The 14,500-nt window shown below is 33.1% G+C and carries 16 protein-coding genes; 12 read left to right on the forward strand and 4 right to left on the reverse strand.

Annotation, left to right across the window (positions count from 1 at the left end):
- Positions 1-97: 97 nt before the first annotated feature.
- The 3 genes from def to mazG all read left to right on the forward strand — a co-directional run bounded on the left by def (position 98) and on the right by mazG (position 2,099).
- Positions 98-685 (forward strand): peptide deformylase, encoded by a 588-nt coding sequence (gene def / locus P5P90_RS00395; protein ID WP_278035292.1) that lies wholly within the window; start codon positions 98-100, stop codon positions 683-685.
- Between the two features lie 78 nt (positions 686-763).
- Complete coding sequence (locus P5P90_RS00400; RefSeq protein WP_278035293.1) at positions 764-1,237, forward strand: DUF5606 family protein; 474 nt, start codon at positions 764-766, stop codon at positions 1,235-1,237.
- 82 nt (positions 1,238-1,319) lie between these two features.
- Positions 1,320-2,099, forward strand: coding sequence for a nucleoside triphosphate pyrophosphohydrolase (mazG, locus tag P5P90_RS00405; protein ID WP_278035294.1), 780 nt, complete (start codon positions 1,320-1,322; stop codon positions 2,097-2,099).
- A gap of 279 nt (positions 2,100-2,378) precedes the next feature.
- On the opposite strand, the gene P5P90_RS00410 is transcribed toward mazG, so the two are convergent.
- On the reverse strand, positions 2,379-2,786 hold the full coding sequence (locus P5P90_RS00410; RefSeq protein WP_278035295.1) for a hypothetical protein: 408 nt from the start codon (positions 2,784-2,786) through the stop codon (positions 2,379-2,381).
- Between the two features lie 495 nt (positions 2,787-3,281).
- Here P5P90_RS00410 and P5P90_RS00415 point away from each other — a divergent pair, with 495 nt between their 5' ends.
- On the forward strand, positions 3,282-4,286 hold the full coding sequence (locus tag P5P90_RS00415) for a transglutaminase-like domain-containing protein (protein WP_278035296.1): 1,005 nt from the start codon (positions 3,282-3,284) through the stop codon (positions 4,284-4,286).
- A 50-nt stretch (positions 4,287-4,336) separates the two neighbouring features.
- A complete protein-coding gene (locus P5P90_RS00420) occupies positions 4,337-4,477 on the forward strand; it encodes a hypothetical protein (protein ID WP_278035297.1) in 141 nt (46 codons plus the stop codon).
- An 88-nt stretch (positions 4,478-4,565) separates the two neighbouring features.
- Here P5P90_RS00420 and P5P90_RS00425 read toward each other — a convergent pair whose 3' ends face one another.
- The gene (locus P5P90_RS00425) at positions 4,566-4,871 is read right to left on the reverse strand and encodes a YciI family protein (RefSeq protein WP_278035298.1); all 306 of its coding nucleotides are present in this window, start codon (positions 4,869-4,871) and stop codon (positions 4,566-4,568) included.
- Between the two features lie 359 nt (positions 4,872-5,230).
- Between P5P90_RS00425 and P5P90_RS00430 the strand changes: the two genes are divergently transcribed.
- From P5P90_RS00430 to P5P90_RS00445, 4 genes are read left to right on the forward strand one after another with little or no spacing between them, the layout of a single operon-like run.
- Positions 5,231-6,568: a histidine kinase gene (locus P5P90_RS00430; protein WP_278035299.1), complete on the forward strand. Its 1,338-nt coding sequence runs from the start codon at positions 5,231-5,233 to the stop codon at positions 6,566-6,568.
- Positions 6,569-6,570: 2 nt separating this feature from the next.
- A complete protein-coding gene (locus P5P90_RS00435) occupies positions 6,571-6,876 on the forward strand; it encodes a 2TM domain-containing protein (RefSeq protein ID WP_278035300.1) in 306 nt (101 codons plus the stop codon).
- Positions 6,867-7,184 (forward strand): 2TM domain-containing protein, encoded by a 318-nt coding sequence (locus P5P90_RS00440; protein ID WP_278035301.1) that lies wholly within the window; start codon positions 6,867-6,869, stop codon positions 7,182-7,184. Before P5P90_RS00435 ends, P5P90_RS00440 begins: the two co-directional genes overlap by 10 nt.
- A 51-nt stretch (positions 7,185-7,235) precedes the next feature.
- The gene (locus P5P90_RS00445) at positions 7,236-7,991 is read left to right on the forward strand and encodes a LytR/AlgR family response regulator transcription factor (protein ID WP_278035302.1); all 756 of its coding nucleotides are present in this window, start codon (positions 7,236-7,238) and stop codon (positions 7,989-7,991) included.
- Between the two features lie 396 nt (positions 7,992-8,387).
- Here P5P90_RS00445 and P5P90_RS00450 read toward each other — a convergent pair whose 3' ends face one another.
- A complete protein-coding gene (locus tag P5P90_RS00450) occupies positions 8,388-8,624 on the reverse strand; it encodes a hypothetical protein (RefSeq protein ID WP_278035303.1) in 237 nt (78 codons plus the stop codon).
- A 136-nt stretch (positions 8,625-8,760) separates the two neighbouring features.
- Positions 8,761-9,423: a Crp/Fnr family transcriptional regulator gene (locus P5P90_RS00455; protein ID WP_278035304.1), complete on the reverse strand. Its 663-nt coding sequence runs from the start codon at positions 9,421-9,423 to the stop codon at positions 8,761-8,763.
- A gap of 106 nt (positions 9,424-9,529) precedes the next feature.
- On the opposite strand from P5P90_RS00455, the gene P5P90_RS00460 reads away from it, so the two are divergent.
- The 3 genes from P5P90_RS00460 (at position 9,530) to ccoN (ending at position 14,463) form a co-directional block, all read left to right on the forward strand.
- Complete coding sequence (locus P5P90_RS00460) at positions 9,530-11,905, forward strand: heavy metal translocating P-type ATPase (RefSeq protein ID WP_278035305.1); 2,376 nt, start codon at positions 9,530-9,532, stop codon at positions 11,903-11,905.
- A gap of 183 nt (positions 11,906-12,088) precedes the next feature.
- The gene (gene ccoS, locus P5P90_RS00465) at positions 12,089-12,280 is read left to right on the forward strand and encodes a cbb3-type cytochrome oxidase assembly protein CcoS (protein WP_278035306.1); all 192 of its coding nucleotides are present in this window, start codon (positions 12,089-12,091) and stop codon (positions 12,278-12,280) included.
- Between the two features lie 2 nt (positions 12,281-12,282).
- Entirely contained in the window at positions 12,283-14,463 is a 2,181-nt protein-coding gene (gene ccoN / locus P5P90_RS00470; RefSeq protein ID WP_278035307.1) for a cytochrome-c oxidase, cbb3-type subunit I, read from the forward strand.
- The last annotated feature ends 37 nt before the right edge of the window (positions 14,464-14,500 follow it).

Here is a 14,500-nt window from a genome sequence, read left to right on the forward strand (position 1 = left end):
AATCCTTTAAGCATTGTTTTAAATTTACTATTTTTGGCAATCCTAATCTAAGGGATTATAGCTTTAAATAGCCTAATAAATTTTTAATACAATAACAATGATTTTACCAATTGTAGGATATGGTGATCCGGTTTTAAGAAAGGTAGGAGAGAATATAACTCCTGAGTATCCTAATTTGAAAGAAACGATCGCAAACATGTACGAAACAATGTATAACGCTTCAGGAGTAGGATTAGCGGCTCCTCAAGTAGGATTAGCGATACGTTTATTTGTTATAGATGCAACACCATTTAGTGACGACGAAGATTTAAAAGCCGATGAACAAAATCAATTAAAAGGTTTTAAACGTACTTTTATTAATGCTAAAATTATAAAAGAAGAAGGTGAAGAGTGGGCGTTTAATGAAGGCTGTTTGAGCATTCCAGATGTTCGTGAGGATGTATATCGTAAAGAAAAAGTTACTATTGAATATTGTGAAGAAGATTTTGTAATGAAAACAGAAGTTTTCGACGGTTTGATTGCTCGTGTAATCCAACACGAATACGATCATATCGAAGGTATTTTGTTTACCGACAAAATTTCTTCTTTGAAAAAACGATTAATCAAAGGAAAGCTGAAAAATATCATGGAAGGAAAAACATTCCAAGATTATAGAATGCGTTTTTTTGGTAAAAAATCAAGATAACAACTTGTTTTGGTATCGTTTTTGACAAAATTTTGACACATAATAAAAAAATCAATTCTTAATAATAATTAATAAAGCATGAATTTAGAAAAAATATTAGCGATTTCAGGAAAACCAGGTTTATATGTTTTAAAAGTGCAAACACGTACTGGTTTTGTTGCTGAATCATTAGTTGACGGAAAGAAAATCACGGTAAATTTAAAAAGTAATGTGAGTTTGTTATCTGAAATTTCAGTGTACACTTATGAAGGTGAAAAACCACTAAAAGAAGTTATTGCTAGCATTGCCACTAAAGAAAACAACGGTCCTGCAATTTCTCACAAAGAAGATAATGCAACTTTGGCTGCTTACTTTAAAGAAATTTTACCTAATTATGACGATGAAAGAGTATATGCTTCTGATATTAAGAAAATAATAAACTGGTACAATACATTGCAGTCTAAGGGATTCATTGAAGCTGAAGCTGCATCAGAAGAAGTAGCTGAGACCGTAGCTGTAGAAGCAGAAGCACCAGCAGAAAAACCAAAAAAAGCTAAAAAAGTAACGGAATAATTACTTCTAAACAGTATAAAAATCCTGTGCTCTAATCATCTTAGAACACAGGATTTCTTATTTTTACACAAAACTATTCATAATGAACGCAAGACAAATACAACTACAAGCTTTTGAACGATTATTAGATATTATGGACGATTTGCGTGCAAAATGTCCTTGGGATAAAAAGCAAACCTTGCAAAGTTTACGTCATTTAACAATTGAAGAAACCTACGAATTGGGTGATGCCATTTTGGATAATGATTTAAATGAAGTCAAAAAGGAGCTAGGCGATTTGTTATTGCATATTGTTTTTTATGCAAAAATTGGTAGTGAAACTCAGGATTTTGATATTGCCGATGTTTGTAATGATATTTGCGAAAAATTGATTCATCGTCATCCCCATATTTACGGTGATGTCTCTGTGAAAGATGAAGAAGAGGTGAAGCAAAATTGGGAAAAACTCAAACTTAAAGAAGGAAAAAAATCTGTACTAGAGGGAGTTCCAAGAAGTTTGCCAGCCTTAGTCAAAGCGAGTCGTATTCAGGATAAGGTAAAAGGTGTAGGCTTTGATTGGGAAGAATCGCATCAGGTTTGGGATAAGGTGCAAGAAGAATTAGAAGAATTGCAAGTCGAAGTACAATCAGGAAATCAGGATAAAATAGAAGCCGAATTTGGCGATGTTTTATTTTCAATGATTAATTATGCCCGTTTTTTAAATGTTAATCCCGAAGACGCTTTAGAACGTACCAATAAAAAGTTCATTAAAAGATTCCAATATCTGGAAAGCAAAGCAGGGGAATTAGGTAAATCCCTAAAAGATATGACTCTCGCTGAAATGGATGTTTTTTGGGAGGAAGCGAAGCGGCTTCCAAAATAACAGGAATTGAAAATCTTTGATTTTCACATATTCCAATTTTGGGAGGAAGCGAAGCGGCTTCCAAAATAACAGGAATTGAAAATCTTTGATTTTCACATATTCCAATTTTGGGAGGAAGCGAAGCGGCTTCCAAAATAACAGGAATTGAAAATCTTTGATTTTCACATATTCCAATTTTGGGAGGAAGCGAAGCGACTTTAGGAGTTAGAAATTAGAGGTTAGAAATTAGAGGTTAGCAATGAACCTAAAACCTAAAACTAAAGTAATATAACCCCTAAACTAAAAATCAATCTTAAAACAAAGAGCAGCTTGTTTTTTGAAAATAAAAGTACTTTCTTGAGGAAATAGAATCTTCTGATTGTCCATAGTTATGGCTATAGCCATTTTTTTGTTTTTCGCAGCATTCACAAAACAGGGAATACTCGCTAAGGTTAAAACACCTCCACCTGCAGCAATATAGGCACCTGTGAAATCAAATTCCCAAGTATTTGAATTTGTATTGCTTAATTGTACGATGCCTCCAATTGCTGCAATACCTAACCCTGCACCAAACAGTCTCCAAGCCATTTTTTTCTGTTTTTGACTTTTTTCCAAATAATAGTCTCTTGTAAAAGGGGTTTTGGCTGTTTGTGAAAATGCATTAAGCACTAAAAACGCCATGACTATTGAAATGATAAACTTTTTCATAGTTCCAAAAATTAAGGCCTACTCTTTCAATATGCAGTTTTCGGCAACGCTGAGGTAGATGATAAAATTTACTATTAAATTACTAAAAAATAGAATACTATTTTGTTTTTGATAAAGCGAATACTTCCATGTAAAGAGGACTAGTAAAGAACAAATTGTCTTAAAGAATATTTTAACCCCAATATTTCTGACGAAGTTCTTGTTAATTTTTTGATTTTTATAAAAATGGAAAGCAATTCTGCATCTCGAGTAATGAAATTTTTTTTATGAATTCTAAAATAAAAATTTCTGATTTTTCTATTTTAAAAAATTTAGAATTTGCAATTTATTAATTTCATAATAGGGTCTTTTTTTTCAATAGTAATTCAAAAAAATACAGGTTTTATCAAATGTTAAATAGGATTCGTAAATAGCAAGTTATTAAAGGATTTGTCTAATTTTAGTCTTAAAATTCTATTTTTTTTAGTTTTACATAACCTTTATAAATATACATCAATGAAGAAATTGAGTCGTCTTGTTTGTATTTTTATCATCATTCCTTTTTTGGCGTTCGGCCAAATTAAAAACAGAGCGTTCTTGCCTAAATACGATAAATTATTAAAGAAAGCTTTGCTACAATCAGGTGAAAGAAAGGATTCCTTGCGCTATTTTTTAAATACTGTTCCCAAGGAGCATTATGAAGCGGCTTCTTTTCTTATTGCATACATGCCCGAACGCGATTTGAAAACCTTGAGTATTCCTTATATCAAAGATCAAATTGATGGAGCCTATAAGGTGAAAAAAGAGTTTCCTTGGTGTTCTAAACTACCCGATTCTATTTTCTTTAACGAAGTTTTACCGTACTATTGTTTTGATGAAGAAAGAGATAACTGGCGTAATGATTTTTATTTGAAATTTTCCCCTTTGGTTAAAAATACCAAAGATGTTCGTCAAGCGATTAAAGCAGTTAATGCTAATATTAGAGAGTTATTATCCGTAGAATACAATACAAAACGTAGCATAGTAAATATTAGTCCATTTCAATCTATCAAAGAAAAAATGGCAACTTGTACCGGACTTTCTTTTTTATTAGTTGATGCTTTTCGTTCTGTGGGTATTCCTGCTAGAATGGCTGGAACTCCAATGTGGACGAATATGAAAGGAAATCACAGTTGGGTTGAGGTTTGGGTAGATGGTCAGTGGTATTTTACAGAGTATTATCCAGAAGATTTAAATAAAGCCTGGTTTTTAGCCGATGCCGGAAGAGCCGATATCTCGAATCCAAGACACTGGATTTATGCTTCTTCTTATAAACCTAAAGAGACTTATTTCAGACTGGAATGGGATACACTCTCAACAGCTATTCATGCCGAAAATGTGACCAAAAGATATATTGATTTGTACGCTAAACAACAACTTTTGGAAAACTTAAAACCAGATGAGGTTTGGATTAGTTTGCAATTGTTCCAATCGAAATCAGACAAAGAGCTTCAACGTGTGGCTGAGAAAATAGTAATTTAAAAGAAGGTAATGCAGTAGATTTTGGTTATTCTCCTTCACCCATAGATGATTTGAATAAGTTTTTAAAATTCAAAGTCAATAAAAATGCATCCTATCAATTAGTTTATCAAGACGCTAACGGAAAAGAAAAACGAACCGATATCGCAGTAAAGGATAAGGAAGAATTATATAAATTGTATAAAAAAGAATAAGTCGTTTGATTGATTTATTAGAAATACGATAGTTTAGGAAATACTACAAGTTTTCATTTGATGTATATTTCCTAAACTATTTTTCTTTTTACTCTCCTGCAAGTGCAGGAACAACCGCTCTCATTGGGAAATATTCATAATTGTTGATTTTACCAGCCGGATCATTAGCAATAAAATCTTTAAGTTCGTCTTCGTTGGCAACTGCAACAACTCCCAAACCATAAATGGCTTTAGGATCCATTACCGGTCCAAAAGCATATACTTTTCCCTGATTCATTTTTTCGGTCCAATAAGCAATATGTTCCATCATGATAGCTTTTTCTTCATCAGTCATAGTCATGGCAAAATCAGGACGACAAGGGTTTAGATATACAGCGTAAAATTGTTTTTCCATTGGTCTTGTGATTAATTTGTAGGTTTTACTATCCTGCTAAAATAATTAATAAGTTACTCAAAATAGAGCCCGTTATCGTTTTTTAATACCATTATCTACAATTCATCCTCAAAATAATACAATTCGGTAATATCTTTTTTTAAAGTTAAACCCAGTGTTGCAACTTTGTCTTGTAAATCAATAAAAACAAAGTTTAATGTCTAAAATAAAAGCTCAAAATATAAGAGAATTAGCTATGGTGTATTGTTTTAAAAAGCTTGTCTAACTTTTTAGTATTTTTAAACATCGGTAAAGTTTATATTTCGATTAGAAAACCGAATACAAACAGGAAAAATTGGTAAAATATAATTGATAACAAAATGAATGTTCAAAAAGAATTAGTAAAATCGGTTGGAATTGGCTTAATTGTATTTGTAGTTATTCAAATTATAAATTACAGTGCCAGTTTGCAGCTTCCAACTTTAGAAAGCTTACAATGGAATTTATTTTATACGCTTTTATACACGGTGGTACTTTATTTTACTAATGCGTATGTATTTGCTTTGGTTTATAAAAAAAATAAAATCACTGCGCTTAGTTTTAATAGAATTCTAATTGGTTTTGGCTTGTCGTTTGGGCTGAGTATGATCACCATTTTTGTTTTACGATTTTTAGAAGAAGTAATTATTGATAAAACTCCGGTAGCTGATTTTTTAAACGGAGAAAAACCATCGTATTACATTGTGGCATTGATTATAACAGTAATTGTTTCGCTTGTAATACATCTGTTGTATTTCTATAAAAATTATCAGGAAAACCGCGTAAAACAAGAAAAAATAATTGCCGGTACAGCTTCTGCTCAATTTGAAAGTTTAAAAAACCAACTCGATCCTCATTTTTTATTCAACAGTTTAAATGTATTGAGTTCTTTAATAGAAGAGAATCCGGATTCGGCACAAAAGTTTACCACATCATTATCAAAGGTTTATCGGTATGTTTTGGAACAGCGTGATAAAGAATTGGTAACTGTTGAAGAAGAATTGGCTTTCGCCAAAACCTATATGAATTTGTTGAAAATGCGTTTTGAAAACAGCATTTCGTTTGAATTACCCGAAGTTGTTACTATTCCCGAAGCCAAAGTAGTGCCCTTATCATTACAACTTTTATTGGAAAATTGTATTAAACACAACACGGTAAGTGAACCCAAACCATTGCATATTAAAATTTACATCGAAAAAAACGAATTAATAATTGAAAATAACAAACAAAAGAAAGAAGTATTACAAGACAGAAAAGGCGTTGGATTGCAAAATATCATCAGTCGCTATGCGATTTTAACAGATAGAAAAGTTAGCATTGAAGAAAGTGACGCCATTTTTAAAGTAAATCTTCCCATATTAACCAAACAAATAACAATAACTATGAATGCAACAGCCACTTACAACGAAGATTTAGCTTATGTAAAAGCAAAAGAAAGAGTTCAAAAAATAAGAAACTTTTATAAAAGTTTATTTGTTTACGTCATCGTAATTTCCTTCTTAGCCGTATCCAGCTATCCACATTACAGTAATAATTGGTTTTGGATTGTGTTAGCAGCCTGGGGAATGTCAATAGCTTTAAAAGCCGTTAATGTTTTCGGTTTTGGAAAAGATTGGGAAGAAAGAAAAATAGAAGAATTAATCAACAACGATAAATCAAACAAAAAATACTATAATTAATCATGGAAACAAACAAATCAGAATTTGAACGCTATGAAGCCGCTCAAAAAAAGGTAAAAAAGCTTAAAGATTTTTATAGCCATTTGCTAACATACGTAATTGTAGTTTCGTTTTTAGCTTTTATCAATTTCTACTACACACCTCAATATCTTTGGTTTATTTGGACATTAATGGGCTGGGGAATAGGTGTTTTGTTTCACGCCTTGGGAACATTTGAAATTATACCATTCTTTGGGAAAGATTGGGAACAAAAGAAAATCAACGAATTAATAGAAAAAGAAAATCATAATCAAAAAAAATGGGAATAGTTATGGAAGCAACTAATGAAATTCAATACACAGAAGCGAAAAAGAGAGTAAAACAAATTAAAGGTTTTTATACCCATTTGATTGTATATGTAATAGTTAACATTTTTATTTTTGTAGCTAATGTGAAAGATTTACCTACAGGCGAAAATCTATTACAATGGAAAAACTTAGCAACACCATTCTTTTGGGGAATAGGTTTGTTAGGTCATGCTGCCAATGTTTTTCTACCAAACTTTTTATTAGGAAAAGAATGGGAACAACGCAAAATAAATGAACTGATGGAACAAGAAAAGAAGAAATATCAATAACAATTTCAATATCAAGTGTAAATTGTAACTATAAACCATCTACTGTAAAACATGAAAATTATCATCATAGAAGACGAAAAACCGGCAGCGCGATTACTACAGCGAAAAGTGGAAAAGCTGGGTTATACCGTAAATCAAATGCTGCATTCGGTTGAAGAAGCTTTGGCTTGGTTTCAAAATAATCAGCAACCCGATTTAATTTTCCTGGATATTCAACTTTCCGATGGTTTGTCGTTTGAAATTTTTGAAAAGGTCAATATTAGCAGTGCCATCATTTTTACAACCGCTTATGATGAATATGCATTACGTGCCTTTAAATTAAACAGTATCGATTATTTGTTAAAGCCTATTGATGAAGATGATTTAGAGCTTGCCATTGCAAAATTTAAAAAGCATTTTCAATCAAATAATATTGCTACTTTCGATTTTGAAGCAATAAAAAGATTGTTAGTGAATCCAATTGAAAAAGAATACAAAACACGTTATTCAGTAAAAATTGGGAATCAAATCAAGATTATCCCTACTGAAAATGCAGTTTGTTTTTATAGTGAAAACAAAGGAACTTATTTGTATTCCAATGAAAAACGGGATTATTTGTTAGATGTTTCATTGGAAAATATTGAAGCCGAACTCAACCCGAAAGATTTTTTTCGAATCAATAGAAAATACGTAATTGCCTTAAAGGCAATAGAAGAGATTCAGTTATATTCCAATTCCCGATTGAAATTAATTTTAAAAAACTTTACATCCGAAGAAATAATCGTAGCCCGAGAACGTGTTTCTGATTTTAAAGCCTGGATAAATTAAAGTTGAAAATGAAGTTTCTAGGTAAGAGCATTACAATTGTAAGAATTTGTGAATTAATAGGATTGTTTAATATATTTCTAGCTTTAACTCCTACTCAACGGACTCTGTTGAGTGAATGATAAAATAAAGTCAAATACATCTCAAAAATTAGACTTATTAACGAAGGAAGCATTTCATGTAGGATTTCTACAATGTTTCTTATTGTTGCGAGGACAGAGTGCAATTCTACGCTAACTGTTTGTATGTAAATCTGAGAAGTCGGCTTTTCATAGCCTAAGTTTAGTTAGATTGCCACGCTATCGCTCGCAATGACCCAAACCGTCAAGCCAGTCTTTGCGAGTGACGAAGCAATCTCATCCAGTATTTCAATATTTTTTTTATTGGAACGGGCACGGATTATAAATCCGCGCTAACGTTTGTGTGTAAATCCGAGCGGTCGGGAACCATACCTCCTTTATTGCCATTTTCATCTACCCCAATAAAAAGTATTTTGTTGCCTTTTTCATAGGTAGAGGTAGGTTGAAACATAGCAGTCCATTGCTCATATGTAGTTTTATTACTAATTCCCAGCATTAAATCATAAACCTTAGTCACAGCTGCATTGATGTTCACGCTGTATTGTAGTTTTTTCATAATTATAACTGTTAGTATTTTAAATATAAACCATTTTTCTTATAAAATAGTAATTTATACGTTCTTTTGGAGCATAAAAAAAGCGTCCGAAAACGCTTTTTGATTTGTATTTAGATTTAACCTTAAACCATCTTTTTCAGCTTAGGAATATCTTTAAGGATGATTTTTTTCCTTTTAATTCAATCAATCCAGATTTATTAAAATCGGAAAGTAAACGAATACAGCTTTCGGTAGCGGTACCAATCATACTAGCTAATTCGTCTCGTGTCAATTGGATTTTTAAGGTATCGTCTTCGTTTTTGCCAAAAGTATCCTGAAGATAGAGTAGAGTTTCGGCCAGACGTTCTTTTACGGTTTTTTGTGCCATATTTACCATTTGGCTGTCGGCTTCTTTCAGGTCACCGCAAATGGTTTTCATCACATTCATCGAAAATTGGTTGTTATTGTCAAAAAAGCCCATGATTTCGCTTTTAGGAACAAAGCAAATTTGCATGTCTTCAAGCGCCACAGCGCTAAGGTTTACAGGTTCCTCACTTATCATCGAGCGTTGTCCTAAAAGTTCGCCTTTGGCTACCAGTTTGACGATATGATCTTTCCCATTCGGACTCAATTTTGTTAATTTACAAACGCCGTCTTTAACGCAAAAAATACCATTTACATTTTCGCCTTCTTCAAAAATTACCTCACCTTTTTTGACAATACGTGAAGTTTTGCATTCTGCAAGTTTAACAAGTTCTTCTTTGCTCAGTGCTTTTAAGGAGCTGAATTCTCTCACGATACATTGTTCGCATTTACTCATATCGAAATGGTTTTTTGATACTGTAAAATTAATCATTTATATGATATATATCATATTTTAATTAATATTCATTTAAGACCTTTGTATCAGGTAAATGAGCAAAGTTATGGATACACAAAACTGTTTCCATTGTGGTTTAAATATTGAAAAAGAAGCTGAAATTATTTTTGATGAAAAGAAATTTTGTTGTGCCGGTTGTAAAACGGTTTACGAAATTTTTAGTCAGAATGATTTGACTTCGTATTATGATTTCGAAAAATCACCTGGAGCAACTCCGCAGGATAATAATGGTAAATATGATTTTTTAGAAAATGAAAACATCGTTTCAAAATTATTGGAATTTCAAGAGGATACAACCGCTATTGTTTCACTTAGCATTCCTCATATACATTGTAGCTCTTGTATTTGGATTCTGGAAAATTTACAACGCCTTCAAAAGGGAATAAATGTTTCTCAAGTTAATTTTCCTGATAAAAAAGTGCGTATTAACTACAATCCACAGATAGTTTCGCTTAGCGAAATTGTAAAATTGTTGTGTTCCATTGGCTACGAACCTTATATCAGTCTGGAAAATTACGAAACAGGAAAACAAAAAGTCGATCGAAGTTTAACCTATAAATTAGGTGTGGCTTTCTTTTGTTTTGGAAATATTATGCTGCTTTCTTTTCCGGAATATTTTGAGGTGAAGGAATTTTGGCTGGACAATTACAAACCGTTTTTCAGATGGTTGATTTTTGCTTTGTCATTGCCATCCTTTTTGTATTCGGCCAGTGGCTATTATGTTTCGGCTTATAAAAGTATTAAATCCGGAATGCTCAATATTGATATTCCGATTGCTTTAGGAATTGTTGTTTTTTTTATTCGAAGCACGGTTGATATTGTGATGGATTACGGTTCTGGTTTTTTTGATAGTTTGACAGGTTTGGTTTTCTTTATGCTTTTGGGCAAAATGTTCCAGATTAAAACCTATAGTTTTTTGAGTTTCGAAAGAGATTTTAAATCCTATTTCCCGGTTGCTGTTACCCGAATTAATACCGATGCTTCTGAAGAAAGTGTAGCTGTTTATGATATTCAAAAAGGTGACCGATTACTCATTAGAAATCAGGAATTAATTCCCGTTGACGGAATCCTGATAAGTGAAAATGCGACTATTGACTATAGTTTTGTTACCGGTGAAGCCATCCCTATAAACAAAAAATCAGGTGATAAAGTTTTTGCAGGAGGAAAACAAATAGGGGAAGTAATCGAAATGGAAGTGCTGTTTTCGGTTTCTCAAAGCTATCTGACGCAATTATGGAGCAATGATGTATTCCAGAAAAATGTAGAACAAAAACACAAAAACATCACCGACAGCATTTCACGTTATTTCACACCCATATTATTATTGATTGCTTTTGTGGGATTTGCTTATTGGATTTTTAAAGATGTAAATACTGCTTTTAATGTTTTTACAGCGGTATTGATTGTAGCTTGTCCCTGTGCTTTGGCTTTGACAGCTCCCTTTACTTTGGGAAATGTATTGCGAATTGTAGGCAAGCAAAAATTTTATCTTAAAAATGCTTTGGTAATCGAACAATTGGCAAAAGTAGATACGATTGTTTTTGATAAAACCGGAACGATTACCACCAATAAAAAATCGAATATTTCGTATGAAGGAGAGCCTCTTTCTGAAACTAATTTAATTCAGGTTAAATCAGTGCTTCGGGGGTCTAACCATCCTTTAAGTCGCATGTTATATGACTTTTTACCAGATGTAGGCAAAGTGAAAATCAGCGATTTTGAAGAAATCACCGGAAAAGGAATTCAGGCAAAAGTGGTGGAAAGTTCGGTTAAAATAGGTTCGGCAAACTTTGCAGGAAGTTCTGAAGCGAATTCGACCTTACAAACTTCGGTTCACATTCAAATTGATGGAATCTATTATGGAAAATATATTTTTAAAAATCAATATCGTGATGGTTTAGAAACGCTTTTCAGAAGTTTGAAATCCAATTACCAAATAAAAGTGTTGTCTGGTGATAATGAAGGTGAAAAAGCCGCTTTAGAAACACTTTTACCTGCCGGAACCGAATTGGTTTTCAATCAAAAACCAGAACAAAAACTAGCATTCATCAAGCAATTACAAGACAAGGGGAAAAATGTGATGATGGTAGGAGACGGATTGAATGATGCTGGAGCCTTAGCACAAAGTAATGTGGGCGTTTCTATTTCGGAAAATGTAAATGTTTTTTCGCCTGCCTGTGATGCGATTTTAGAAGCAAGTCAGTTTCAAAAACTGCATTATTTTTTAAAATTTTCAAAGAAAGCAATGTTGGTTATCAAAATGAGTTTTGGATTGTCTTTACTGTATAATGTAGTAGGGCTAACTTATGCTGTAACGGGGCAATTAGAACCTTTAGTAGCAGCCATTATAATGCCTTTAAGTACAGTAACCATTGTGAGTTTTGTGACGGTAATGAGTAATTATTATGCGAAGAAGTTGTGAGTTGTGAGTTGTGGGGTATGAGTTATGGGTTGAAAAACGTAGCGAATTTTTTTGAATAAAATCATAAAGCAGAAGCAATTAAAACGTAACGAGTCTTTGAAGTAAAATAAAAACAGCTTGTATGATAAATGTCATATTTTCTCTAAAAGGTCTAAAGTAATTTTGTTAACACAAATTTAAGGTATGAGTGTCATCTATTTATTAATCACCATTAGCATAATCGTCGCTGTTGCTTTTCTGATTGCCTTTTTTATGGCAGTCAAAAACGGTCAGTTTGACGACGATTACACACCATCAGTCAGAATGCTTTTTGACGATGAAGTAAAATTAAAAGCCAAAAAAGAAATACAAACAACAGAAGAAAAAAGTAATTAATTATGGAAATGCAACAGTTTTATTACGACAACAAAATTGTTAAAAAGTTCATCTACGCTACCATAGTATTTGGGGTAGTAGGGATGTCTGTCGGACTTTTATTAGCAATCTTATTTTTATTCCCTAACCTGACTGATGGAGTTTCCTGGTTGAGTTTTGGTAGATTAAGACCCTTGCATACTAATGCTGTTATTTTTGCTTTTGTTGGTAACGCGATGTTTGCGGGGATTTATTATTCGTTACAGCGACTTTTAAAAGCCAGAATGTTTAGCGACCTTTTGAGTAACATTAACTTCTGGGGATGGCAATTAATTATCGTAGCAGCGGCTATTTCGCTTCCTCTAGGATATTCAACATCTAAGGAATATGCCGAGTTAGAATGGCCTATCGATATTGCAATTGCACTTATTTGGGTTGTTTTTGGTATCAATATGATTGGAACAATCTTAAAAAGAAGAGAGCGTCACTTGTATGTAGCGATTTGGTTCTACCTAGCCACTTTTGTTACTGTAGCGGTATTGCATATTTTTAACAGTTTGGCTTTGCCTGTTTCAGCATTAAAAAGTTATTCTGTTTATGCTGGTGTTCAAGATGCCTTAGTACAATGGTGGTACGGCCACAATGCGGTAGCATTTTTCTTGACAACCCCTTTCTTAGGAATGATGTATTATTTTATTCCTAAAGCGGCTAATCGTCCTGTATATTCTTATCGATTATCAATTGTGCACTTTTGGTCTTTAATTTTCTTATATATCTGGGCAGGACCACACCACTTATTGTATTCTGCTTTACCTAACTGGGCACAGAATTTAGGAGTTGTATTCTCAGTAATGTTGATTGCTCCGTCTTGGGGAGGTATGATTAACGGATTATTGACATTGCGTGGTGCTTGGGATAAAGTACGTGTAGAACCAGTATTGAAATTCTTCGTCGTGGCAGTTACAGGTTATGGTATGGCTACTTTTGAAGGTCCAATGTTGTCTCTTAAAAATGTAAATGCTATTGCGCACTTCACCGATTGGATTATTGCTCACGTACACGTTGGCGCATTAGCTTGGAATGGATTTATGGCTTTTGGTATCATTTATTGGTTGGTACCTCGAATGACTAAAGGACCTTTGTACTCTTTAAAATTGGCTAATGTTCATTTCTGGATTGGTACTTTAGGAATTATCCTTTATACATTACCAATGTATGTTGCTGGTTTTTTACAAGCTTCTATGTGGAAACAATTCAATCCTGATGGAACATTAACTTATGGTAACTTCTTAGAAACCGTAACTCAAATTATTCCAATGTATTGGATGAGAGCAGTAGGAGGAACGATGTATGTAGCTGGTATTTTAGTTTTAGTGTATAATATCTACAAAACAGTTCAAGCCAATAGTATTGTTGAAGATGAGTTAGCAGAAGCACCAGCTTTACAAAAAATCAGTGCTGGAAGAATTAAAGGGGAGAAATTCCACCCTTGGTTAGAAAGAAAACCTATCCAATTGACCATTTTAGCTACTGTAGCAATCCTGATTGGAGGAATTATTCAAATCGTTCCTACGATTATGGTAAAATCGAATATACCAACCATTACAAGTGTAAAACCATACACACCATTAGAATTAGAAGGACGTGATTTGTATATCCGTGAAGGTTGTGTGGCTTGTCACTCTCAAATGGTACGTCCGTTTAGAAGTGAGGTAGAACGTTACGGTCCTCAATCTAAAGCAGGGGAATTTGTTTACGATCATCCATTCCTTTGGGGTTCAAAACGTACAGGTCCTGATTTGTTAAGAGTTGGAGGAAAATACAATGACAACTGGCATTTTAACCACATGTGGTCTCCACAAAGTACTTCTGCAGGTTCTATCATGCCAGGATACAAATGGTTATTTGACAATAAAGCTTTGGATATTTCTGATATCGAAGGAAAAATGGAAGTAATGAGAACTCTAGGCGTTCCTTATACGGATGCTGATATTGCAAATGCTGAAAAATCAATTCAAGAGCAATCTAAAAAAATTGAAACCAGTTTACACTCTGATCCTGACTTTGTAAAAAGTTATGAAGAAAGTAAAAAGAAAGCAGCAGCAAGAGGAGAGCAATTTGTTCCAATGAAAGATAGAGAAATTGTAGCCTTAATTGCTTACATCCAAAGATTAGGAACTGATATTAAAGTGAAAACGAACTAAATAAAGAAGTATCATGTTTGAACAAATAAAGCACAAT

This window comes from Flavobacterium nitratireducens, assembly GCF_029625335.1.
GTDB lineage: Bacteria > Bacteroidota > Bacteroidia > Flavobacteriales > Flavobacteriaceae > Flavobacterium > Flavobacterium nitratireducens.

Bases quoted from the DNA above. Each gene is read 5' to 3' on its own strand.
- P5P90_RS00430 (WP_278035299.1), top strand. From the start codon at position 5,231: ATGAATGTTCAAAAAGAATTAGTAAAATCGGTTGGAATTGGCTTAATT.
- mazG (WP_278035294.1), top strand. From the start codon at position 1,320: ATGAACGCAAGACAAATACAACTACAAGCTTTTGAACGATTATTAGAT.
- P5P90_RS00455 (WP_278035304.1), bottom strand. From the start codon at position 9,423: ATGAGTAAATGCGAACAATGTATCGTGAGAGAATTCAGCTCCTTAAAA.
- P5P90_RS00400 (WP_278035293.1), top strand. From the start codon at position 764: ATGAATTTAGAAAAAATATTAGCGATTTCAGGAAAACCAGGTTTATAT.
- P5P90_RS00435 (WP_278035300.1), top strand. From the start codon at position 6,571: ATGGAAACAAACAAATCAGAATTTGAACGCTATGAAGCCGCTCAAAAA.
- P5P90_RS00410 (WP_278035295.1), bottom strand. From the start codon at position 2,786: ATGAAAAAGTTTATCATTTCAATAGTCATGGCGTTTTTAGTGCTTAAT.
- def (WP_278035292.1), top strand. From the start codon at position 98: ATGATTTTACCAATTGTAGGATATGGTGATCCGGTTTTAAGAAAGGTA.
- P5P90_RS00450 (WP_278035303.1), bottom strand. From the start codon at position 8,624: ATGAAAAAACTACAATACAGCGTGAACATCAATGCAGCTGTGACTAAG.
- ccoN (WP_278035307.1), top strand. From the start codon at position 12,283: ATGGAAATGCAACAGTTTTATTACGACAACAAAATTGTTAAAAAGTTC.
- P5P90_RS00425 (WP_278035298.1), bottom strand. From the start codon at position 4,871: ATGGAAAAACAATTTTACGCTGTATATCTAAACCCTTGTCGTCCTGAT.
- P5P90_RS00445 (WP_278035302.1), top strand. From the start codon at position 7,236: ATGAAAATTATCATCATAGAAGACGAAAAACCGGCAGCGCGATTACTA.
- P5P90_RS00460 (WP_278035305.1), top strand. From the start codon at position 9,530: ATGGATACACAAAACTGTTTCCATTGTGGTTTAAATATTGAAAAAGAA.
- P5P90_RS00415 (WP_278035296.1), top strand. From the start codon at position 3,282: ATGAAGAAATTGAGTCGTCTTGTTTGTATTTTTATCATCATTCCTTTT.
- ccoS (WP_278035306.1), top strand. From the start codon at position 12,089: ATGAGTGTCATCTATTTATTAATCACCATTAGCATAATCGTCGCTGTT.
- P5P90_RS00440 (WP_278035301.1), top strand. From the start codon at position 6,867: ATGGGAATAGTTATGGAAGCAACTAATGAAATTCAATACACAGAAGCG.